At 70.5% G+C, this 21154-nt stretch carries 19 protein-coding genes and 1 pseudogene; 7 read left to right on the top strand and 13 right to left on the bottom strand.

The window, feature by feature from the left end; genetic code table 11:
• Positions 1-85: 85 nt before the first annotated feature.
• Positions 86-553: a MarR family winged helix-turn-helix transcriptional regulator gene (locus tag ACSMXW_RS23805; RefSeq protein ID WP_485799210.1), complete on the bottom strand. Its 468-nt coding sequence runs from the start codon at positions 551-553 to the stop codon at positions 86-88.
• 168 nt (positions 554-721) lie between these two features.
• Between ACSMXW_RS23805 and ACSMXW_RS23800 the strand changes: the two genes are divergently transcribed.
• From ACSMXW_RS23800 to ACSMXW_RS23785, 4 genes are all read left to right on the top strand, one after another.
• The gene (locus ACSMXW_RS23800; protein ID WP_485799209.1) at positions 722-1933 is read left to right on the top strand and encodes an MFS transporter; all 1212 of its coding nucleotides are present in this window, start codon (positions 722-724) and stop codon (positions 1931-1933) included.
• A 64-nt stretch (positions 1934-1997) separates the two neighbouring features.
• Positions 1998-2414 carry a GlcG/HbpS family heme-binding protein gene (locus tag ACSMXW_RS23795; RefSeq protein ID WP_485799208.1) on the top strand — a complete coding sequence of 139 codons (417 nt, stop codon included), beginning with the start codon at positions 1998-2000 and terminating at the stop codon, positions 2412-2414.
• A 94-nt stretch (positions 2415-2508) separates the two neighbouring features.
• Positions 2509-3333 (top strand): aldo/keto reductase, encoded by an 825-nt coding sequence (locus tag ACSMXW_RS23790; protein WP_485799207.1) that lies wholly within the window; start codon positions 2509-2511, stop codon positions 3331-3333.
• Between the two features lie 100 nt (positions 3334-3433).
• Positions 3434-4228: an SDR family NAD(P)-dependent oxidoreductase gene (locus ACSMXW_RS23785; protein ID WP_485799205.1), complete on the top strand. Its 795-nt coding sequence runs from the start codon at positions 3434-3436 to the stop codon at positions 4226-4228.
• Between the two features lie 536 nt (positions 4229-4764).
• Here the strand turns inward: ACSMXW_RS23785 and ACSMXW_RS23780 are convergent.
• From ACSMXW_RS23780 to ACSMXW_RS23755, 6 genes and pseudogenes are all read right to left on the bottom strand, one after another.
• Positions 4765-5747: pseudogene (locus ACSMXW_RS23780) on the bottom strand (ABC transporter substrate-binding protein).
• A 38-nt stretch (positions 5748-5785) separates the two neighbouring features.
• Positions 5786-6592, bottom strand: a complete 807-nt coding sequence (locus ACSMXW_RS23775; protein WP_485799203.1) for an amino acid ABC transporter ATP-binding protein — start codon at positions 6590-6592, stop codon at positions 5786-5788.
• Positions 6589-7611, bottom strand: coding sequence for an amino acid ABC transporter permease (locus tag ACSMXW_RS23770; protein WP_485799201.1), 1023 nt, complete (start codon positions 7609-7611; stop codon positions 6589-6591). Before ACSMXW_RS23770 ends, ACSMXW_RS23775 begins: the two co-directional genes overlap by 4 nt.
• Before the next feature lie 21 nt (positions 7612-7632).
• Positions 7633-8589, bottom strand: coding sequence for an ABC transporter substrate-binding protein (locus ACSMXW_RS23765; protein ID WP_485799199.1), 957 nt, complete (start codon positions 8587-8589; stop codon positions 7633-7635).
• The gene (locus tag ACSMXW_RS23760; protein WP_485799197.1) at positions 8586-9122 is read right to left on the bottom strand and encodes a GNAT family N-acetyltransferase; all 537 of its coding nucleotides are present in this window, start codon (positions 9120-9122) and stop codon (positions 8586-8588) included. The genes ACSMXW_RS23765 and ACSMXW_RS23760 overlap by 4 nt, the downstream gene beginning before the upstream one ends.
• A complete protein-coding gene (locus ACSMXW_RS23755; protein WP_485799195.1) occupies positions 9119-10255 on the bottom strand; it encodes an LLM class flavin-dependent oxidoreductase in 1137 nt (378 codons plus the stop codon). Before ACSMXW_RS23755 ends, ACSMXW_RS23760 begins: the two co-directional genes overlap by 4 nt.
• Before the next feature lie 590 nt (positions 10256-10845).
• Here ACSMXW_RS23755 and ACSMXW_RS23750 point away from each other — a divergent pair.
• Positions 10846-11853: an amino acid ABC transporter permease gene (locus ACSMXW_RS23750; RefSeq protein ID WP_485799193.1), complete on the top strand. Its 1008-nt coding sequence runs from the start codon at positions 10846-10848 to the stop codon at positions 11851-11853.
• A gap of 73 nt (positions 11854-11926) precedes the next feature.
• On the opposite strand, the gene ACSMXW_RS23745 is transcribed toward ACSMXW_RS23750, so the two are convergent.
• From ACSMXW_RS23745 to ACSMXW_RS23720, 6 genes are all read right to left on the bottom strand, one after another.
• Entirely contained in the window at positions 11927-13354 is a 1428-nt protein-coding gene (locus ACSMXW_RS23745) for an LLM class flavin-dependent oxidoreductase (RefSeq protein ID WP_485799191.1), read from the bottom strand.
• A gap of 1 nt (position 13355) precedes the next feature.
• A complete protein-coding gene (locus tag ACSMXW_RS23740) occupies positions 13356-15074 on the bottom strand; it encodes a dipeptide ABC transporter ATP-binding protein (protein WP_485799189.1) in 1719 nt (572 codons plus the stop codon).
• On the bottom strand, positions 15071-15970 hold the full coding sequence (locus ACSMXW_RS23735) for an ABC transporter permease (RefSeq protein WP_485799187.1): 900 nt from the start codon (positions 15968-15970) through the stop codon (positions 15071-15073). The genes ACSMXW_RS23740 and ACSMXW_RS23735 overlap by 4 nt, the downstream gene beginning before the upstream one ends.
• Complete coding sequence (locus ACSMXW_RS23730) at positions 15967-16908, bottom strand: ABC transporter permease (RefSeq protein WP_485799185.1); 942 nt, start codon at positions 16906-16908, stop codon at positions 15967-15969. Before ACSMXW_RS23730 ends, ACSMXW_RS23735 begins: the two co-directional genes overlap by 4 nt.
• Positions 16905-18599, bottom strand: a complete 1695-nt coding sequence (locus tag ACSMXW_RS23725) for an ABC transporter substrate-binding protein (protein WP_485799184.1) — start codon at positions 18597-18599, stop codon at positions 16905-16907. Before ACSMXW_RS23725 ends, ACSMXW_RS23730 begins: the two co-directional genes overlap by 4 nt.
• Before the next feature lie 339 nt (positions 18600-18938).
• The gene (locus ACSMXW_RS23720; protein WP_485799182.1) at positions 18939-19952 is read right to left on the bottom strand and encodes a LysR family transcriptional regulator; all 1014 of its coding nucleotides are present in this window, start codon (positions 19950-19952) and stop codon (positions 18939-18941) included.
• A 163-nt stretch (positions 19953-20115) separates the two neighbouring features.
• Between ACSMXW_RS23720 and ACSMXW_RS23715 the strand changes: the two genes are divergently transcribed.
• On the top strand, positions 20116-20199 hold the full coding sequence (locus ACSMXW_RS23715; RefSeq protein WP_485808256.1) for a putative leader peptide: 84 nt from the start codon (positions 20116-20118) through the stop codon (positions 20197-20199).
• A 303-nt stretch (positions 20200-20502) separates the two neighbouring features.
• A complete protein-coding gene (gene ssuE, locus ACSMXW_RS23710) occupies positions 20503-21072 on the top strand; it encodes an NADPH-dependent FMN reductase (RefSeq protein ID WP_485799179.1) in 570 nt (189 codons plus the stop codon).
• Positions 21073-21154 lie beyond the last annotated feature (82 nt).

Raw genomic sequence — 21154 nt, 5'->3', positions numbered from 1 at the left:
CCGCCTCAGCTCCCCCGCCTCCAGCAAGAGCTGAGGGAGCGGGGCTGCGCCCTCCGCGGCGGTACGGCCGCGGCGGCGCGTCGCGTCATACCGGCTGTGCACCGGCTTGCAGTTGCTGGACGGCATGGACCAGGGGCGCGAGCACGGGCTCGGTGGCAGCCTCTTCGAGGGCCTTGCGCAGGGCGGTGTTGTGGGTGGGGCGGGCCTCCTCCAGCAGGCGAAGACCGTCGTCGGTGACGTCGGTGTAGATGCCGCGGCGGTCGGTGGGGCACAGGTAGCGCGAGAGCAGCCCGCGGTCCTCCAGCCGGGTCACCAGCCGTGTGGTGGCGCTCTGGCTGAGGACGACGGAGTCGGCGACCTGCCGCATCTGCAGATGCCCGCCCTCTCCGTCGTGCTGACGGCTCAGCACGTCCAGCAGCGAGTACTCACGTGCGCTCAACCGGTGTGCGGCCTGAAGCGCACGTCCGACTCTGTTCTCGATGCGGCCGTGCAGCAGCGACAGCGCCGACCAACTGTGCGCCAGTGCGGTCATCGCCGGGTCGGTGGCGGTCATGTTCAGCTCCCCAAGTCTGGCCGTACGAGCGGAGGCGCCGGCAGGAGACCTGCCACCCCATCACGGGTCCCACCATACCCGCGTTTGCAATTAGCCAGCATGTGCAATTATTGTCGGCGCACGTAAAGCGCTCACGCAATTTGATCTTGCAGGCAAAGGACTCTTGTCATGCCGCTCGCGCTGCTGGCCCTGGCCATCGGGGCCTTCGGAATCGGCACAACGGAATTCGTGATCATGGGGCTGCTGCCCCAGGTCGGTGCGGACCTCGACGTGTCCGTGCCGACGGCCGGCTACCTGGTCACCGGCTACGCCCTCGGTGTCATGATCGGTGCACCGATCATGACCGTCCTCGGCACCAGGATCTCCCGCAAGAACATGCTCATGCTGCTCATGGGCCTGTTCATCCTCGGCAACCTCATCTCCGCCGTCGCCCCGGTCTTCGGCGTCATGCTGATCGGCCGGGTGGTGGCCTCGCTGGCGCACGGCTCCTTCTTCGGCATCGGCTCCGTCGTCGCCGCCGAACTGGTGGCGCCGGAGAAGGCGGCCGGCGCCATCTCCATGATGTTCACCGGCCTGACCGTGGCCAACGTCGTGGGCGTGCCCCTGGGCACGTTCGTGGGCCAGAGCGCCGGCTGGCGCGTGACCTTCCTGATCGTCGCCGCCCTCGGCGTACTCGGCCTGGCCGGCGTCGCCAAGCTCGTACCCGACATCCCCAAGCCGGCGGGAGTACGACTGCGGCACGAGGTCACCGCCTTCAAGAACGGGCAGGTCATTCTGGCCATGGCCATGACCGTCCTCGGCTTCGGCGGCGTGTTCGCCGCCATCACCTACATCGCGCCGATGATGACCGAGGTCAGTGGCTTCGCGGACTCCTCCGTCACCTGGCTGATGGTGGTTTTCGGGCTGGGCATGGTGGCAGGCAACCTCATCGGCGGCCGTTTCGCGGACCGCAAGCTCATGCCCATGCTCTACACGGCCCTGGGCGGCCTGGCGCTGGTCCTTCTGCTGTTCACCTTCCTGGCCGCCGGCAAGGCCGCGTCCGTCGCGGCCGTCTTCCTCATCGGGGCTCTCGGCTTCGCCACCGTCCCACCTCTTCAGAAGCGCGTCCTGGACCACGCCCACGGCGCGCCCACACTGGCCTCGGCTGCCAACATCGGCGCCTTCAACCTGGGCAACGCCCTGGCCGCCTGGCTCGGTGGTCTGGTGATCTCCGCCGGCCTCGGCTACACCGCGCCCAACGCGGTCGGAGCCGTCCTGGCCGGCGCCGCTCTGGTGCTGGCCGTCATCTCACACCGGCTCGAACTGCGGCCCTCCCGCACGACCCCGGCTTCCGCACCGACGAACCTCGGCTCCTCAGCGGCAGGACCCGTCCGTCCCTGAGCCCCGTACCTGCGCCGCACCGACCGCTGCCCACCGTTACCCCGACTGACAAGGGAGTTTTCCCATGAGCACCCCGACCGTGGCCCCGCTGACCGCAACCGACGCGGAGACCCTCGTCCTCGCCGCCCGCCGCGCGGCCGACGCGGCGGACGTCCCCGTCAGCATCACCGTCCTCGACGCCGGCGGAAACCTCCTGGCCTTCCGCCGCGACGAGCGCGCCGTGCTCATCTCCGGTGAAACCAGCACGGCCAAGGCCTACACCGCCCTGCAGTTGAACGCGCCGACGGCCGACCTGGTCGACCTGGTCAAGCCGGACGGCCCCTTCCACTCCCTGCCCACCGCGCTGAACAAGCCCCTGCTGTTCATCGCCGGCGGCGTGCCGATCCACCGCGACGGACAGCTCATCGGCGCCCTCGGCCTCGGCGGCGGCGCCCCCGAGCAGGACCACGCCTTCGCCCAGACCGCCCTCCAGGCTCTCTGACCCATCTCGTCAACCGACCCGGGGGTGGGTCGTCACCGGCGGGCCACCTCCTGCCCCTTCTCGTATCAGGGCAACACCAAGGAAAGGATCCTTGATGACTTCCGTGCCGAACGTGACACTCAACAACGGCGTGACCATGCCGCAGTTGGGCTTCGGCGTCTTCCAGGTCTCCGACGAGGAGACCACCGCCGCGGTCACCAGCGCCCTGGAAGCCGGCTACCGCAGCATCGACACCGCCGCGATCTACGGCAACGAGCGCGGTGTCGGCAGGGCCGTCGCCGCCTCAGGCCTCCCCCGCGAAGAGCTGTTCGTCACGACCAAGCTGTGGAACGAGGAGCAGGGCCACGACCGGACCGTGGCCGCGTTCGACGCCTCGCTGGACAAGCTCGGCCTCGACCACGTCGACCTCTACCTCATCCACTGGCCCACCCCGGCCCGCGACCTGTACGTGGAGACCTACAAGGCGCTGGAGAAGATCCTCGCCGACGGGCGGGCCCGCGCCATCGGCGTCTCCAACTTCCAGATCCCCCACCTGCAGCGGCTCCTGAAGAACACCGGCATCACGCCCGCGGTCAACCAGGTGGAACTGCACCCCGGCCTCCAGCAGACCGCGCTGCGCGCCTTCCACGCCGAGCACGGTATCGCCACCGAAGCCTGGAGCCCCCTGGCCCAGGGGGCGGTCCTCGGGGACGAGGCGATCGTGAGGATCGCCGAGGCGTACGGCAAGACCCCGGCGCAGGTCGTACTGCGCTGGCACCTTCAGAGCGGCACCATCGTGATCCCCAAGTCCGTCACCCCCGAGCGCATCCGGCAGAACCTCGACGTCTTCGGCTTCGACCTCACCGACGCCGACATGGCCGCCCTCGCGGGCCTCGACCGGAACCTGCGCACCGGCCCGGACCCCGACACCCTCAACTGACCCGAAGGCTCCTGGAGTGCCCATCCGTTCCCCGGCGGACGGCGCTCCCGGCGCCGGCACCGCCGCAGCAGCTCCACAGCCTCGATGAGGGGAACGCATCATGCAGATCGATCTCTCCGGCCGCACCGCTCTGGTCACCGGCTCCACCCAGGGCATCGGCCTTGCCATCGCCACCGGCCTCGCCAGCGCCGGAGCCCGCGTCGTCGTCAACGGCCGCGGCGAGGAGCGCGTCGCGGACGCCGTCCGCACCGTGCGCACCGACTCCGGCAGCGACGACGTTTCCGGCGCCGTGGGCGACCTTTCGACTCAGCAGGGCACCGACGCCGTACTGGAGGCCGCGCCCACGGTCGACATCCTCGTCAACAACCTCGGCATCTTCGGGTCGGCCCCTGCGCTGGAGATAACCGACGCCGAGTGGCGCCGCTACTTCGAGGTCAACGTCCTCTCCGCCGTCCGGCTCATCCGCGCCTACCTGCCTGGCATGAAGGAACGGGGCTGGGGGCGCGTCCTCAACCTCGCCAGCGACTCGGCCGTGGTCATCCCCGCCGAAATGATCCACTACGGCATGACGAAGACCTCGCTGCTCGCCGTCAGCCGAGGGTTCGCCAAGGACGCCGCCGGTACCGGCGTCACCGTCAACTCCGTCATCGCCGGACCGACCCACACCGGCGGTGTCGAAGGATTCGTCCGCGAACTCGTCGGCGACGAGCTGCCCTGGGACGAGGCGCAGCACGAGTTCATGGTCAAGTACCGCCCCCAGTCCCTGCTGCAGCGCCTCATCGAGCCCGAGGAGATCGCCAACCTGGTCGTCTACCTCGCCTCGCCCCACGCCTCCGCCACCACCGGCGGCGCCGTGCGCGTGGACGGCGGCTACGTCGACTCCATCCTGCCCTGATCACGCCGCGGACCACGGCGCCCCCGCCCTGGAGGTGGCGATCACACCCCTCCAGGCCACCGTCGGGCCAACACCGCACGGGTGCCGGACGAAGCTCGGCTCGGCGCGGCTGTGGGTCGGTGTCCGTGTCGGTGTCGGCACCGGCACCGGCACCGGCACCGCGTACAGGGGGCCATAGCCCGCGAGCTGCGCGGGACTTCCCGGGAGGGCGCGCTCGACGGGGCCGGGCCAGGCGGCACCCGCCCGCTTCCGCCCGGCGCCCCACCGCAGCGCGCGGGGCGCGCGCAACCGGCGAGGTCGAGCAGCTCCATGATCAGGTAGTGGTGGACTGCGCCCCGGTGCACGGCGCGGCCCAAGGCCGATCCTGGCTGGTCGGCGGCGCGTCGCGAGCGACTGCGGCCACCGCGTCGAGCCGGCCTGCGCTGCCGTCGAGCGGTGGGGGGAGTCCGCCGACGGCGGCGAAGCCCAGGGGACCTTGTTCGGCGGACGAAGGCGGGGGTGCGCGGGCGTTCCACGGCATGCACACCCCAGCTCGGCTACGTGTTGGTCCTGGGCAGGCCGGGCGGGTTGGTCTCGGACTTGGTCACGGCCTCGTCGGACAAGCCCCAGCGTTTCAGCACCCTCGCGTAGGTGCCGTTCTCGATGATGTGGTTGAGGGCGTCGGCGAGCGGTTTGACCAGGCCGCTGTCCCTCTTGGTGGCGGCCGCGATGAGGCCCTGGAGGGTGGCGCCGGCGCCGGAGTAGGTGCCGACGACCTCGGTCTTGCCGGTGGTGGCCGCGTGGTAGGCGGCGGTCGGGTTGGGGGCTAGGTAGAGGTCGATGCGGCCGGACTGGAGAGCGAGGTAGGTGTCGCTGTCGTTCTGGTAGTACTTGATGTCCACCGGCTTGCGGCCGTCCTTCTCGTTCTCCTTGCTCCACTCGACCAGCAGCTTCTCCTGGTTGGTGCCGCTGCCCACGGCGACCGTCCTGCCCGCCACGTCCTCGGGCCCGTCCACCTTCAGGCCGCTGCCCTTCTTGGCCTCGAAGCCCAGGTTGTCCTCGCGGTAGGTGGCGAAGTCGTACTTCTCCTTGCGCTCCTCGGTGACGGTGATGTTGCTGAATCCGACGTCGTACTTGGCGCTGTCGAGGCCGACGAAGATGTTCTCCCAGGAGACGGTGTTGATGTGCGGCTTGAGGCCGAGGACGTCGGCGACCAGGGAAGCGATGTCGGGCTCGACGCCGATGACGGTCTTGTTGTCGGTGGCGTAGAAGGTCAGGGGGCCGCGGAACCGGACGAGTCGACGATCTCCAGGGCGCCTCTCTTGCGGATCTTCTCAGGGACCTCGGCGGCTAGGGAGTCGACCTTGCCGGTGGTGATGCGTTCCTGGTCCGGGCTGATATTGATCTTCGTCTTGCTGCCCGACGCGGCCGCGACCTCGGTCGTGCCGCCGTCGTCGGGGCTGCTGCACGCGGCGAGGACGAGGGCGGCGGTGAGTCCCAGCGCGGCGGCGGTCGTACGGCGGGCAATCGAGGTGGACACAGTCGGGCTCCCTGCTTTGGGAAAGGGGATGGGGGTGGTCAGAGGACCTTGGACAGGAAGGCGCGGGTGCGCTCGTGCCGCGGGGCGTCGAGTAGGGCCGCGGGCGGCCCCTGCTCCACGACGACACCGCCGTCCATGAACACCACGGTGTCGGCGACCTCGCGGGCGAAGCCGATCTCATGGGTCACGACGATCATGGTGGTTCCGGTGCCTGCCAAGTCCTTGATGACATCGAGGACTTCGCCGACCAGCTCCGGGTCCAGTGCCGAGGTGGGTTCGTCGAAGAGCAGCACCTTCGGTTCGAGGGCGAGTCCGCGGGCGATGGCCACGCGCTGCTGCTGGCCGCCGGAGAGCTGCCGTGGGTAGGCGTCGGCCTTGTCGGCGAGACCGACCCGCTCGAGGAGCCGGCGGGCGGTGTGCTCCGCTTCCCTGCGCGGGCGGCGCAGCGCGGAGACCGGTGCCTCGACGAGGTTCTCCAGAACGGTCAGATGCGGGAAGAGATTGAAGTTCTGGAAGACGAACCCGATGTGGGTGCGCTGCTTCAGGACGTCCTTCTCCTTCAGTTCATGCAGCTTGCCGCCGGAGCGGCGGTAGCCGATGAGTTCGCCGTCGATGCTGATCCAGCCGCGGTTGACCTTCTCCAGGTGGTTGATGGTGCGCAGCAGCGTGGACTTGCCGGAGCCGGACGGGCCGAGGATCACGGTGACCTCGCCGGCGCGGACCTGGAGGTCGACGCCGCGCAGTACCTCCAGCGGGCCGAAGCTCTTGTGGACGCCGCGGACGTCCACCATCACGCCGTCGACCGTCGGCTTCGCGTCCCTGACGGCCACCGTCACGTCACTCATCGGCTGCCTCCCAAGGGCTTCAGGGGCGCGACGGGCTGGTCGCGCCGGGCCGCCGCCGCGCGCAGGTCGCGTACGTAGCGGCGGGCACGCTGGAGCGGGGTGGACGGCGGGGTGCGGTTGGCGCCGCGGGCGTAGCGGCGCTCCACGTAGTACTGGGCGATCGACAGCAGGGAGGTGAGGACCACGTACCAGGCGGTGGCGACCAGCAGGAGCGGGATCACCCGGCCGTTGCGGCCGTAGACCACCTGCACCTGGTAGAACAGCTCGCCGATGGACATCACGTAGACGACCGAGGTGCCCTTCAGCAGGCCGATGACCTCGTTGCCGGCCGTGGGCAGGATGGCGCGCATGGCCTGCGGCAGCACGATCCGGCGGATCTGCCGCAGCCGGGGGATGCCCAGCGCCGCGGCGGCCTCCAGCTGCCCGTGGTCGACGGCGATGACACCACCGCGGACGATCTCGGCGGCGTAGGCGGCCTGGTGCAGCGTCAGCCCGATGATGGCCGCGCCGATGGTGCCGATCAGACTGTTGCTGTCGACGGACCAGAACACCGGCCCGAAGGGGATGCCGACGCCCACCTCCTCGTACAACGCACTCAGGTTGAACCAGAACACCAGCTGGACGATCATCGGGATGGACCGGAAGATCCAGATGTAGGTCCAGGCGACGGACTGCAGCACCGGGCTGTGCGACAGCCGCATGAAGGCCAGAACGGTCCCCAGGAGGAAGCCCAGCACCGTGGCGCAGGCGGTGAGTTGGAGGGTCACCGACACCGCCTGGACGATCGTCTCGGAGAAGACGTAGTCCCGGAAGACGTGCCACTCCCAGACGGGGTTGGTGGCCAGCCCGTGCACGAACTGGGCGACCAGCACGATCACGGCGGCGGCCGCCGCCCAGCGGGCGTAGTGGCGGGCGGGTACGACCTTGAGCGAGGCCGGGTCGTCCGGGGCGGGCGGGGCTTTAGGGCCGGTGGCCGGGGTGGCCGCGCCGGGCGGCGCGGTGTCGGTGGTGGATGCCATCGTGATGTTCCTGCTCAACTCTTAGGCGTGCGCGGGCGGGTTGATCCGCGAGGTCTCGATCGCGGAGGCGGAGGTGCCCCACTTCTTGAGGATCCGGGCGTAGGTGCCGTCTTCGATCAGCTCGTTGACGGCGGCTTGGAAGGCCTTGGTGAGCGGGGAGCCCTTCTTGAAGGCGAAGCCGACGTCGAGGCGGTGGAACTCGCCCAGGAAGGTGGTCCGGGAGGCAGGCTGGGCCGCCTGGGAGCGCAGGCCGTTGATGGTCGACATGATCACGTCGATGCGGCCCTGCTGGAGCGCGGTGAGGGTCGCGGCGTTCTCCGAGTAGACGTTCACGTCGTACGGCTTCCTGCCCGCCCTGGCGCACACGCCCCGCTGCGCGGTGAGGGTCGCCTCGAAGGTGGTGCCGGCGCCGGTGCCGATGGTCAGCCCGCACAGCTGGGTGAGGTCGGTGACCTTCGACCTGAGAGCTGCGTTGCCCTTCTTCACCGCGAAGCCCTGGCCGTCGTTGACATAGGTGACGAAGTCGATGGTCTTCAGGCGCTCGCTGGTGACGCCGAAGTTGCCGGTGCCGAAGTCGTACTTGCCGCTGCCCAGGGCGGGCAGGATCGCCTCGAAGGAGGCGTCCTGGCGCTCCAGCTTCACGCCCAGCACCCTGGCCACCGCGTCGGCGAGGTCGATGTCCTGGCCTGCGGGCGCCTTGTCCGCGCCGTTGGGGTAGTACGCCCCTGGCGGGGACCCGATCGCGCTGCCGACCCGCAGCGTGCCCGCCTTGCGGACGTCGGCAGGCAGCAGGGCGGCGACCGGGTCCACCTTGCGTAAGGCGCCGACCGGGTCGTCGGTCGGCGCGGGAGAGGCCTGATCACCCGCCGGTGCTGTGCCGTCGGTGTCGCCGGAGCCGCAGGCGGTCAGTGCCAGGAGCGGCAGCAGCGCGAGGGCGGCGGCGAGACGCAGGCGGGCTCTGGTGCCGGGAACGTTCACGGGTCGGAGGCCTTTCGGGTGCGCGACGCGACGTTGAGGTGTTTCTCGAACGGCAGCGGGCCGATGGTTTCCGGGTCGGCCTCCGTGTCGAACAGCGCTGTGTAGCCGGTGGCCAGGTACAGGCCGCGGGCTTCGGGCTGGCGTGGCCCGGTGGTCAGGTAGATGCGCCGGTAGCCGCGTGCGGCCGCCTCGCGCTCCAGCTCGGCGACGACACGGCGGGCGAGGCCGCGTCGGCGGTGGGCGGAGTGCGTCCAGATCCGCTTCAGCTCGGCGGTGTCCGCGTCGTACCGGCGGAAGGCGCCGCCCGCGACCGGCTCGCCTTTCTCCAGGAGCAGCAGCAGGACGCCGCCGTGCGGCGCGGTGAACTCCTCGTCGGGGTAGCGGGCCATCTCGGCGTGGGCGTCACGGCCGTAGCGTGCGGAGTACTCGTCGCCGAGTTCCCGCAGGAGCGGCTCCACCCGAGGATCGGAGACCGGAACTTCAATGACGGTCGACTCAGCAGCTGAGGACGGTGGGTGGGCGACAGCGGTCATCCGCTCACCGCCGCGAGGTTCTGTGTGCCGCGGCCCGCGCGCTCGGCGTCGCGCTTGGCGACCTCCTCGCGGACGATCGGGATCATGTACCGGCCGAAGTCGATGGCGTCACCCAGCAGGTCGTATCCGCGTGCGGAGAGGATGTCGACACCGAGGTCGTAGTAGTCGAGCAGCGCCTGGGCGACCGTCTCCGGGGTGCCGACCAGGGCGTTCGAGTTGCCCGCGCCACCGGTCGCGGCGGCGGTCGGGGTCCACAGGGCGCGGTCGTAGCGCTCCTTCTCCTCGGCGATGGCGACCAGCCGCTGCGAACCGGTGTTCTCTGGCTGCGCGTGGCCGTTATGGCGCCTGGTGATCGCCTCACCCCGCTCCTTGCGGGCCCTGATCGCGCCGACCGTGCGGTGGGCCTTCTCCCAGGCCAGCTCCTCGGTCGGGGCGATGATCGGGCGGAAGGCGACCTGGATGCGGGGCATGTCGGTGCGGCCCGCGGCCTTCGCGGCGGCCTTGACGTTCTCGATCTGCTCGGCGGTCTTCGCCAGGGGCTCGCCCCACAGGCAGTAGATGTCGGCCTCGGCGCCCCCCGCGGCGTACGCGGCAGGGGACGAGCCGCCGAACGAGACGTTCGGGCGGGGCTGTTGGACGGGGAAGACGTCGCTGACGAAGTCGTGGAAGCGGTAGTGCTCGCCGTCGTGGTCGAAGGGCTCGTGGGTGGTCCAGATCTTCTTGACGATCCGGATGTACTCACGGGTGCGGGCGTAGCGCTCGTCCTTGGTGAGGGTGTCGCCCTCGCGGCCCTGCTCGTGGTCGTTGCCGCCGGTGATGAAGTGCACGGTCAGCCGGCCCTCGCTGATCCGGTCGAGGGTGGCGAAGGTCTTCGCGGCGAACGTCGGGTACGACACGTTGGGCCGGTGGGCGAGCAGGATCTGCAGGCGGTCCAGCCTGCTCGCGATGTACGCGGCGGCTGGAGCGGGGTCCGGGGATCCGGAGCCGTAGGCGAACAGCACCCTGTCCCAGCCGTGGTCCTCGTGCGCCCGGGCGAGCCGGAGCGTGTACTCCTTGTCGAACGCGGCGCCGGAGCGCGGGGTGGTTTCGGAGCCGTCGTTGGTGGCGGCGATGCCGAGGAACTCCACGGGCATGGTATGGCCTCTCTGGGGTTGCTGCGGCACGCAGGCACGGCGGAGATTGCCCTGCGTGCGGGCATATGCGAAACAGGCCGTCAGGCAGACAGGTCGGTGCGGTCGTGATGACGTCGAGCGTCGGGAGAAGCAGAGCTGCGGCAGCGCGCGTGAGGAGAACTCGGCCCGCGACGGGGTCACCGAGGGAGGGAAGGGCCGGTCAGAAGGCCCGCTGCCGAGTCAGGCGCAACACGCGGCGGACCACACCCGACCGAAGTCGATGTGATCGCGCGAGACCAAGCGCTGCTGGGCATTCATACGGTCAATTGAGCAGGACATCGTGCTCTCCGTCAAGCGGCGCCCGGATGCCGGACCGCCTCAACCGGCCTTTCGCGACGCGCTGTTGACATATCAACGCGGTGGGCACATACGATCGAAGGCGGATCGGCTCCGCGATGCGCGGCAGCCCCTCCGGCCGCGTTGAGGGACGCGGCGAGTGTGACGACGCCGAGCCCCGGTCCGCACCGTACGCAGCGCCTGTGCCGTTGCGCTCCCTACGCGTGCCACCGGGTGGTCACCCACGCCCGCGACCTCCCCCGGAGAGCCTCTCGATGGTCACGTCTTCCGAAGTCACGCCGACCCCTGCCACGAAGCCCCCGAAGCGGGCGGGCGCCCCCGGCCCCGACATGCCGCGGATCGTGCCGCGCCGGCACGCCGGCCGGTGGCTGACCGCTGCTGTCGCGCTGCTGCTCCTGGCGATGGTGCTCAACTCCGTCGTCCGCAACGAGGCTTTCCAGTGGCGCGTGGTGGGCCGGTACTTCGCCACCGCCGCCGTGCTCGACGGGCTGCTGCTGTCCCTGTGGCTGACCGCTGTGGTGATGGTGCTCGGCTTCCTGCTCGGCACCGTACTCGCCGTGCTGCGGCTCTCCGCCAACCCGATCCTGCGGACACTGAGTTGGGGCTACGTGTGGATCTTCCGGTCCACACCGCTGCTGGTGCAGCTGCTGTTCTGGTTCAACATCGGGGCCCTGTACCCGACGCTCGGCCTCGGCATCCCCTTCGGTCCCCGGTTCCTGACCGTCAAGACGGTCAACCTGTTCGGCCCCACCCTCACCGCCGTCATCGGCCTGACCCTGCACGAGACCGCCTACGCCGCCGAGGTGGTCCGCGGCGGTATCCTCTCCCTGGACCCCGGGCAGCTCGAGGCCGCCCAGGCACTCGGGCTGAGCAGACGCCGCACCCTGCGCCGGATCGTCGTCCCGCAGGCGATGCGCTCCATCGTGCCGACCGCCGGGAACATGCTCATCGGCACCCTCAAGGGCACCAGTATCGTGAGCGTGCTGGCGGTGCACGACCTGCTGTACTCGGTGCAGCTGATCTACAACCAGACGTACCAGGTCATCCCGCTGCTGATGGTCGCCACCCTCTGGTACATCGCCGTCACCACCGTGCTCGGCGCAGCCCAGTTCTACGTCGAGCGGTACTACGCACGCGGCAACTCCCGCGCCGTGCCGCCCACTCCACTGCGACGGCTGCGCGGCCACCTGGCCGCCGTACGCCACCGGCTGAGCGCGGCGACCGCTGCCGACGCCCGCCCGGCGATCGGCGGTGACCGGTGAGCACGCCCCTTCCACTCGAGCGACATCGAATCCGAGGAGATCGGCCCGTCCGGATCACCACCGCGCGGTGCGATCACGTCGCATCAGCCGTGGCGGACCCGGACGGGGGCCCGACGGCAGCGGCCGCCGTGGACCCGGTGGCCCGGTACCGTGTGCCGGGATGGTCGGGCAGCAGGCGGGCGTGGCCCGCGCCGAACAGCCGCTCCCGCAGAGTCTCGCCGTCCTCGTAGGACTCGCGGAACCGGCCGCGGCGCCGCAGTTCGGGCACGACCAGCTCGATGAAGTCCCGCGCGGTGCCCGGGGTGAGGAACTGCCGGAGGTTGATGCCGTCGATGCCGCCCCGGTCCAGCCAGTCCTCGATCGCGTCGGCGACGACGGCGGGGGTGCCCGCGACGTGGAACGCGCCGCGGTTTAAGCCTCCGATGCGCGCGATGATGTCGCCGACCGTCTGCTCGGGCTTGTACTGGCGGATGAGCCGCTGGTAGCCGGGGTCCTTGCGGGCGATGATGTCGCCGACGCGGGTCTCGGGAGCATACCGGGTCCAGTCGAGCCCCGCCCCGGAGTGCGCGAGGTGCCCCGCCACGCTGCGCAGCCTGGTGAACTGCTCCACCTTGCGTGCGACGTCGTCGTCGGTCCTGCCGACGATCACGGCGGCGCCGGCCATGAACTTGATGTGGTTCGGGTCGCGCCCGGCCGCCTTGGCCTCGGCGCGGTACCCCTCGATGTAGGACCGGGTGTCGTCGAGCGAGCCGCCGCCCACGAACACCGCCTCCGCGTGCCGCCCGCCGAACGCACGTCCCGCCGGGGAACTGCCCGCCTGGTAGATCACCGGGGTGCGCTGCCGTGACGGCTGGGACAGGTGCGGGCCTGCGACCTGGTAGTACCGGCCGACGTGGTTGGTGTAGCGGACCTTGGCGGGGTCGGTGTAGACGCGGTTGCCGGTGTCCTGGATCACCGCGTCGTCGTCCCAGGAGCCCTCCCAGAGCTTGTAGAGGACCTCCAGGTACTCGTCGGCGATCTCGTAGCGGCGGTCGTGGTCGATCTCGTCGCCGAGCCCGAAGTTGCGGGCCGCGTTGGGCAGGTAGGAGGTGACCACGTTCCAGGCGACCCGGCCCTTGGTGAGATGGTCGAGGGTGCTCATCCGGCGTGCGAACGCGAAGGGGGGTTCGTAGGTGGTGGAGAAGGTGGCGGCGAAACCGAGGTTCCGCGTCACCGCGGCCATCGCCGGGATGACCAGCAGCGGGTCGTTGTTGGGGATCTGCACGGCCTCGGTCAGCGCGGTCTCGGGTCCGCCGCGGAACCCGTCATAGGTGCCGATGACGTCGGCGAGGAAGACGGCGTCGAAGGTGCCGTTCTCCAGCAGCTGCGCCAGTTCCAGCCAGAACTCGATGTCGTTGAACCGGTGCCGGTTGTTCTCCGGGTGCACCCACAGGCCGTGTGAGATGTGCCCCACGCAGTTCATCTCGAAGAGGTTGACGTGGAGTTTCTTCTTCTCTGTCATATCAGTCTCCCGTCAGGGTGAGCCGGGGCACGGCCCTGTGCAGCGTCTGGGTGTAGCGGTGGCGGGGGCGCTCGAAGATCTCCTCGACGTCGCCGGACTCCACGACCCTTCCGCCCTTCATCACCAGCACCCGGTCACTGAGGTGGTGCACCACTGCGAGGTCGTGCGAGATGAAGAGGTAGCCGAGGCCGAGTTCACGTTGCAGGCCGGTGAGCAGGTCGAGGATCCGGGCCTGCACGGAGACGTCGAGTGCCGACACCGGCTCGTCGCAGACGACGATCTCCGGCTCGGGCGCGAGCGCCCGTGCGATGGCGACGCGCTGCCGCTGCCCGCCGGAGAGCTCCAGGGGCCTGCGGCGCAGGACGCCCGTGTCGAGGTGTACCAGGTCGAGCAGTTCCGCAAGGCGTGCCGCGCGCCGGGGCCCCCGCGGCACACCGCTGACCAGCAGCGCCTCGGTCAGGACACGTTCCACGGTGTAGCGCGGGTCGAACGACGCCAGCGGATCCTGGTGGACGACCTGCATGTGCCGGCGCTCGGCACGCTGCTCCGGCCGGGACAGGCTCGTCCAGTCCCGGCCGGCGAGGCGCACCACTCCCTGCTCGGCACGCTCCAGGCCGAGCACGATCCGGGCGGTGGTGGTCTTGCCCGACCCCGACTCGCCGACGATGCCGAGGGTCTCCCCGGCGGCGAGGGTGAAGGAGACATCGTCCACGGCCTTGCGGAGGACGCCGTCACGGTCCTGGAACGACTTGTGCAGCCCCTTCGCCTCGATCAGCACGGTGCCGGGCGCGGGGCGGTCGCGCCCGTGTGCGTGGCCGGACGGGACGGTGCGCGGCGGGGCGCTGCTCAGCCGGGTGGAACGGGACGCGGCCGAGGGCACCGCCGCCAGCAGTTCGCGCGTGTAGGGGTGCGCGGGCCGGCTCAGGACTCGCCGGGTCGGGCCCTGCTCGACGATGCGGCCGGCGCGCATCACCGCGACGCGGTCGGCGAGCCGGGCCACCACGGACAGGTCGTGGCTGATCACCAGGAGCGCGCGGTCGGCGGTCCTGATCTCCCGGAGCAGATCGACGACCTGGGCGGCGACGGTGGCGTCCAGCGCCGTCGTCGGCTCGTCGGCGATGATCAGTTCGGGGTCGCAGGCGAGGGCGGACGCGATCAGCGCCCGCTGTCTGAGGCCCCCGGAGAGCTCGTGCGGGTACTGGCTCGCACGGAACGCGGGCTCCGGGACGCCGACCGAGGTGAGCAGCGCCAGCACCTTCTCCTCGCGCTGCCGCCTCGTCAGGGGCGCGTGCAGCCTGAGGGGCTCGGAGATCTCCCGGCCCACCGGCCGCAGCGAGTCCAGCGAGGAGAGCGCGTCCTGCATGACGAAGCCGATGTGCGCGCCCCGCACCCGCCGCCAGGTCCGTTCGCTGAAGCGGGCCGTGTCCTGGCCGTCGAACCGCAGCCCTCGGTACTCCAGGACGGCGCCTGCACCGGTCAGCCCGACAAGGGTGCGCGCGGTGACGCTCTTGCCGGAGCCGGACTCGCCGACCAGCGCGAGGCATTCGCCGCGGGCCACTGTGAACGTCACGTCGTCGACCACCGGTGCGGCTCGGCGCGAGCCGAACCGCACCGTGAGACCGTCGACCTCGATCAGCGGAGCGGCCGGCTCCCGGGCCCCCGGATCGGCGGTCCGCGCCGTCCCCGCGGCCGGGTCCGGTGCGGGTGTCGTGGCGGTCACAGGGCCGTCCTCCCCTCACTGCGGCGCCTCAGCTGCCGTCCCGTCACCGTCACCGCGAGCACGGTCAGCGTGATCAGCGCCCCCGGCAGCGCGACCAGCTGCCAGTCGTTCGAGAGGAACGGGATCGCGGACGAGAGCATGCTGCCCCACTCCGGCGCGGGCGGTTCCGCACCGAGGCCGAGGAAGCTCAGCGACGCGCCGACGCCGATGGCCCGCCCGACGCCGATGGTGGCGAGCACCAGCAGCGGCCCCACGGCGTTGGGAAGCACGTGCCGCCGGATCACGGCAGCCCGGCTCACGCCGAGGGCGACGGCGGCCTCCACATAGTCCGAGCGGCGCACCACATGGGCCTGGGCGCGTACCATCCGCGCGTAGTACGGGACGGTGGACACCCCGACCGCGAACAGGGCGTCCACCGTGCCGGCGCCGAGGATGGCGATCACGACCAGCGCAAGCAGCAGTTCCGGGATGGCGAGCACGACGTCGATCAACCGCATCACCAGGGTGTCGGCGAAGCGGGTGCCGAGACCGGCGAGCAGACCGAGCGCGGTGCCGCCGACGACGCCGATCGCGGTGGCCCCCAGGCCCATGGTGAGGGAGGCACGGGTGCCGTGTACCAGGCGGGCGAGAAGGTCACGGCCGGCCTGGTCGGTGCCGAGCGGGTGGGCGGCGGACGCGAACGGCGCGAGGAATGCCGGGTCGCCGTCGGCCGCGAGCGGGTCCTGCCCGGTGAGGGCGCGCGGGGCGACGGCGGCGACCACCAGCAGCACCAGGAAGACGCCGGCCAGCGCGGTGCCCGGGCGTGGCTGGTGGGCGCGCAGCCAGGCGCGGCGCCCGGCGGGGTGGTCGGTGCGGTGCTCGGCGGGGCTCCCGGGGGTCGGATTCGCCTCGGTCATGGGGTCACCACCCGGGGATCGATGAGGGTGTACAGCAGGTCCACCACGAGATTGACGACGACGTAGACCAGAGCGGCGAAGATGATCAAGCCGACGACCATCGGAATGTCCTTGTTCGTGGTGGCGGTGAGCATGAGCTGGCCGAGGCCCTGGCGGTTGAAGAGCGTCTCGGTGACCACGGCGCCGCCGAGCATCCAGCCGATCACCGTGCCTGCCATGGTCACCACCGGGATGAGGGCGTGGCGCAGGGCGTGCCGGAACCGGACGCCCGCATCCCGCATGCCGCGGGCCCGCGCGGTGAGGACGAAGGGCTGCTCCAGCACGTCGTCGAGCTCCGATCTGAGCACCTGCGACAACACCGCGGTGACCGGCAGGGCGAGGGTGAACACCGGCAGCACCAGCGAGCGGAAGCCGTCCTGCCCCGACACCGGGAACCAGCCGAGCCCGGTCGAGAAGACCAGCAGCAGCAACAGACCGATCACGAACGTGGGCATCGAGGCGAGGACGAGTTCCGTTCCCGAGGTGCCCCCGGTGAGCCACCGGCGGCGCTTCGCGGTGAGGACACCGACGGTTACCGAGAGCACCAGGGCGAACGCCACCGATCCGACGGCGAGCTGCACCGTGGCGCCGAGCTGGTCACCGATGGCGCGGGCCACCGGCAGCCGCTGCTGGTAGGACTCGCCGAGGTCGCCGTGGAGCAGCCTGCCCAGGTAGTCCAGGTACTGCCGCCAGAGCGGCAGGTCGAGTCCGTAGTCGTGGCGCACCTGCTCCAGCACGGCCTGCGTCGGGTCGGCGCCCTGCCCCGACACCGTCGACAGTGCGGCGTCGCCGGCCGTGCCGTGCAGGATGAAGAAGGAGGCCGTGGCGGCTCCCCACAGCACGCCGGCACCGCTGAGCGCCCGCCAGCCGACCCGGCGGGCGACGAGTGCCGCCTTCACCGGGACAGCCAGGCGTAGGTGAGCAGCGGGGTGCCGTGCGAGCTGTTCACCACGACGTTGTGGAGCTTCTTGCTGAAGGCCCACAGCACGGTGTTCTGGTAGACCGGCAGCCCGGGCACGTCCTCGACGAGGCGCTTCTGCGCCGTGGCGTAGAGGGTCCTCAGCCTGGAAGTGTCGGTGGTCCGGCGGGCCCGTTCGAGAACCTTGTCGAGGACCGGGTCCTTCAGCCGGGACAGGTTCTGCCCCAGGTGCTTCTCATCGGGTATCTGACTGGAGGCGTACTTGATGTACAGCACGTCCGGTGTGTTGGTGTGCCACACGCCGGAGAGCAGATCGTAGTCGCCGGCGTAGCGGCGGGTGGTGACCTGGGTCTGCGGCTGGAGCTGGATGTCGAGCCTCACGCCGATCTTCTTGAGCTGCGCCTGGAGCAGGTCGTACACGGGGCTGACGGTCGTCGCGTTCGACACCGGGAGCTCCAGGTCGAGTTCCCTGCCGTCCTTCGTCCGGTAGCCGGCCGAGTTCCGGTTCCGCCAGCCCGCCCTGTCCAGCAGGGCGCCCGCGTCGTCGGGGTCATGGCCGGGGAGCTTCGCGGTGGGGTCGTAGAACGCGGTGACCGAGTCCAGGTAGCCGCGTGCCACGGGCCGCTGTCCGAACTGCGACGTCCGCACGATCGCCGCGGTGCCCACCCCTTCGACGAGCGCCTTGCGGACCCGGACGTCGTTGAGGGGTGCCTTGGACGTGTTGAAGTCGAGGGTGAACGGCCATCCGATGCGGTTGACGTCCTGATAGACGAAGCCCGGGTTCGAGCGCAGCGCCTCGCCGTTCTGGGCCGGGACGTAGCCGGAGATCTGATACTGCCCGTCGACCAGTGAGTTGTACCGCACCGGGTCCTGGCCGATCCAGGAGACGTGCACACCGTGCAGGTGCGGCGGTCCGCTCTGCCCGAGCGCCGGCGGCCCCCAGTCGTAGTCGTCGCGGCGTACGTAGGCGGCGCCGACGTTGGGTGTGTACGTGGCGAGTGCGAAGGGGCCCGTGCCGACCGGGTGGCGGCAGAGCTGCGCCGGTGTGTCCGTCTTGATCGCCTTCGGCGACTCCATACCCAGCCAGCCCTGCGCCAGGACGTTCAGGAACGGGCTGTAAGGGGTCTTGAGGTGGACCTGCAGCGTGTGGTCGTCGATGACGGTGCTGTGGTCGTACGGGGCGATGTAGGGGCCGGCGAGCGGGGACCGCGTCGAGGGCGCGAGCATGTGCGCGAAGTTGACCTGCACGGCGCGTGCGTCGAAGGGAGTGCCGTCGGCGAACGTCACGCCCTTCCTGAGCGTGAAGCGGTAGGTCCTGCCGTCCGCCGAGATCTTCCAGGACGTGGCGAGCCACGGGCTCGGGGCGCCGTTCTTGTCCAGGTAGGTGAGGTTGTCGAACTGGAGATGGCCCAGGATCTGCTCGGTGTCCGAGGAGATGGCGTGCGGGTCGAGGCAGAGCGGGTCGGCCGACATGGACAGCTTGAGGGTGCCGCCGTCGACGGGGGTGCCTCCGCCGCTCAGCACCTGGCCGAGACGGGCGGTGTCCCCGGCCTTCTCGGACGCCGGCTGTGCCCCGGAGGGGGCGGACGTGCTGCACCCGGCGAGCAAGGCCGCGGACGCGGCCAGGATGGCGACCGTTCTCGCCGTTCTTCCGGACTGGTGTGAGCGCACAGGTTCTCCTCGGACCGAAGAGTCGCGGGTACGGGGGCGCGGTGGAGTACGAGCGCGGTGAGGGGGAGCGCTGCGGGGGAGGGACACACGGCGGCGATGGGCACGGCGGAGGGGCGTTCGCGTGGTCCACGGCACGCGCCGACCTCCCCGCGGACCGGCGTTGGGAGCTGTCCGGCTTGCGCGGGATCAGAAGCCCCCTGACGCCATGACCGTAGACGCCGGTGCGCGGTGGCCGAAAGTGCGCTCGGGAACTCGCCATGATTCCGCAATACCCCGGCAACACCGCGAACCAGGGGCCGGGTGTTGTCGTCGAACTCCCGGTTTAGCCGCTTCGACGGATTACGGGGATTGCGGGGCTTCCGCGGATTCCGGAGATTCCCCGGCGGATTCCACGGCATCCCGGGCCGGCGTGGATCCGTCCGGCGACACGGCCCAGTCGGTATGGCCGCCCGCGCGCGTATAGGCCTCGGCGCTTTCCATGAACATCGAGTGAAGCGCACGCGCGGCCATCGGCACGGAACCGGAGAGCGGGCGCTGGATCACCATGAACACCGCCGTCTCGGCGACGTCGAGCGGGCGATACGTGATCAGCCCGCTGCGCTCCAGCGGATCCCCGCGGACGCTGAAGTCGGGGAGCACCGTGGCCCCGAGGCCCTCCGCGACCATCAGCTTGCCCATTTCCGCGCCGTCGGTCGAGTACGAGAACCGGGGGCCGCGCCCTTCGAGGAGCCGGTGCACGTAGCGGTGCATGACGTAGCCGGCGCGCATCACGATGAGCGGTTCGCTAAGCAGGTCCCCGACGGAGATCCGGGTCTTGGCCGCCAGCCGGCTGTCGGAGCGCACGCAGGCCACCGGTCGGCCGCGCAGCAGTTCGGTGGTGTGGAACCCGGGCGGTTTGTCGTCGCCCTGGAGGTAGTTGACGAGACCCAGGTCGAGGCCGCCTTCGAGCAGCTCGCGGTGGATGTCGGCCTGCTGGGCGCCGACCACCTCCACCTGGGTTTCGGCGTGGGCGGCACGGAAGGCACGGATGGTGGGCACCAGCAGCGGGACGGTCGCGGCGTTGACCGTGCCGAGGCGGATCATCCGGCTGGTGTGGTGCTGGTCGTCGGCCGCGCGGCGCAGCTTGTCGACCGCTTCCAGGACACCCACGATGTGCGGCAGCAGCTCGCGGCCCTCTGCGCTGATCCGCGCGCCGGAGCGCCTGCGGTCCAGGATGGTCACGCCCAGCTCGCGCTCGAGATTGCGGACCGTCTCACTCAGGGCCGGCTGGGACAGATGCAGGGCCTCCGCGGCACGGCGAAGCGAACCCAGCCGGGTCACGGCCTCAATGTATTCGAGCTGTTCGATCCGCATGGCGACCATGTTCTCCCGGCCCGCTGACAGGGAAACCCTATCACCACGTTGAAGAACCCTCATATGCCGGGCAGTGGGTTGCAGGTACGCTTCTGGGCAGTGGTGGAACGACAGCGGTGAATCGGGCGACGATTCCCTTCCGTACGAGAGGTGGTGCGTGGCGATGCGGGATCTGTGGGAGCTGACCTGCCGGCGTCACGTGGATCTCGTACGTGTTTCCAGTGCGCTGTGTCGCCGCGCGGGCTGAAAAGCCGGACAGCGAGTCGGCTGCCCAAGCCGCCCATCCGGGAGTCGGCATTTCGGGACACCGGCACCTGAGAATTCGTGCCACTGTCGTCAATGCCGTCTGCTCCGGCACACATACGACACCGTAAAGACGGGACTGGTCGGCAATGCGGTGCGCCCCCGTACGGCGGCGCACCGGCTTCGCGGAACGGCGACTGTCACCGTCGGCCCCGATTCCCGTGCAACGCCTGCGGGAATGCCCCGTGGCCCCGGTTCCGAAGGCGCCCCGTACCACCCCGTACCCGCCCCTTCGAGGTGATCACGCATGGCCACCATTCTCTCCGTCTCCGGCAGTCCGTCCCCCACCTCACGCACCGCCCGACTGCTGAGGCATCTGGACGGAAGGCTCAGCGCCCAGGGCCACAGGGTGGTCCCGTTCGACGTCCGAGCCCTGCCCGCCGCCGCCCTCCTCGAAGCCGATCTCGGCCACCCCGAACTGGCCGCGGCCCTGCGGCTGTTCGAGGAGGCCGACGGTGTGGTCGTCGGCACCCCGGTGTACAAGGCCGCCTACTCCGGGCTGCTCAAGTCCCTGCTCGACGTACTTCCCCAGTACGCACTGGCCGGCAAGACCGTGCTCCCCCTGGCCACCGGAGGCACCACCGCCCATGTGCTGGCCATCGACTACGCGCTGCGCCCGGTGCTCTCCTCGATGGGCGCCGCGCACATCGTGCAGGGCTGGTTCGTCCTCGACCGGCACATCACCGTGCTGGACGGTGGAGCGGTGGAACTCGAACCGGACACGGCGGCGAACCTCCACGAGATCGTCGATCAGTTCTCCCGCACCCTGCTCCCCGTACCCCTCCACCAGGACCCACACGTGTCAGCCGCCGCCTGAGCCGCCGCCCCGTGACCGCCCACCCACGCACCCGCCCCGGGAGGCCCTGTGACCGCACCCACCAGCCCCGAAACCCCGCCTG

Source organism: Streptomyces sp. DSM 116793 (genome assembly GCF_057320905.1).
Note: the sequence above shows the minus strand (reverse complement) of the source record. Positions and strands in the feature narration are given on the sequence as shown.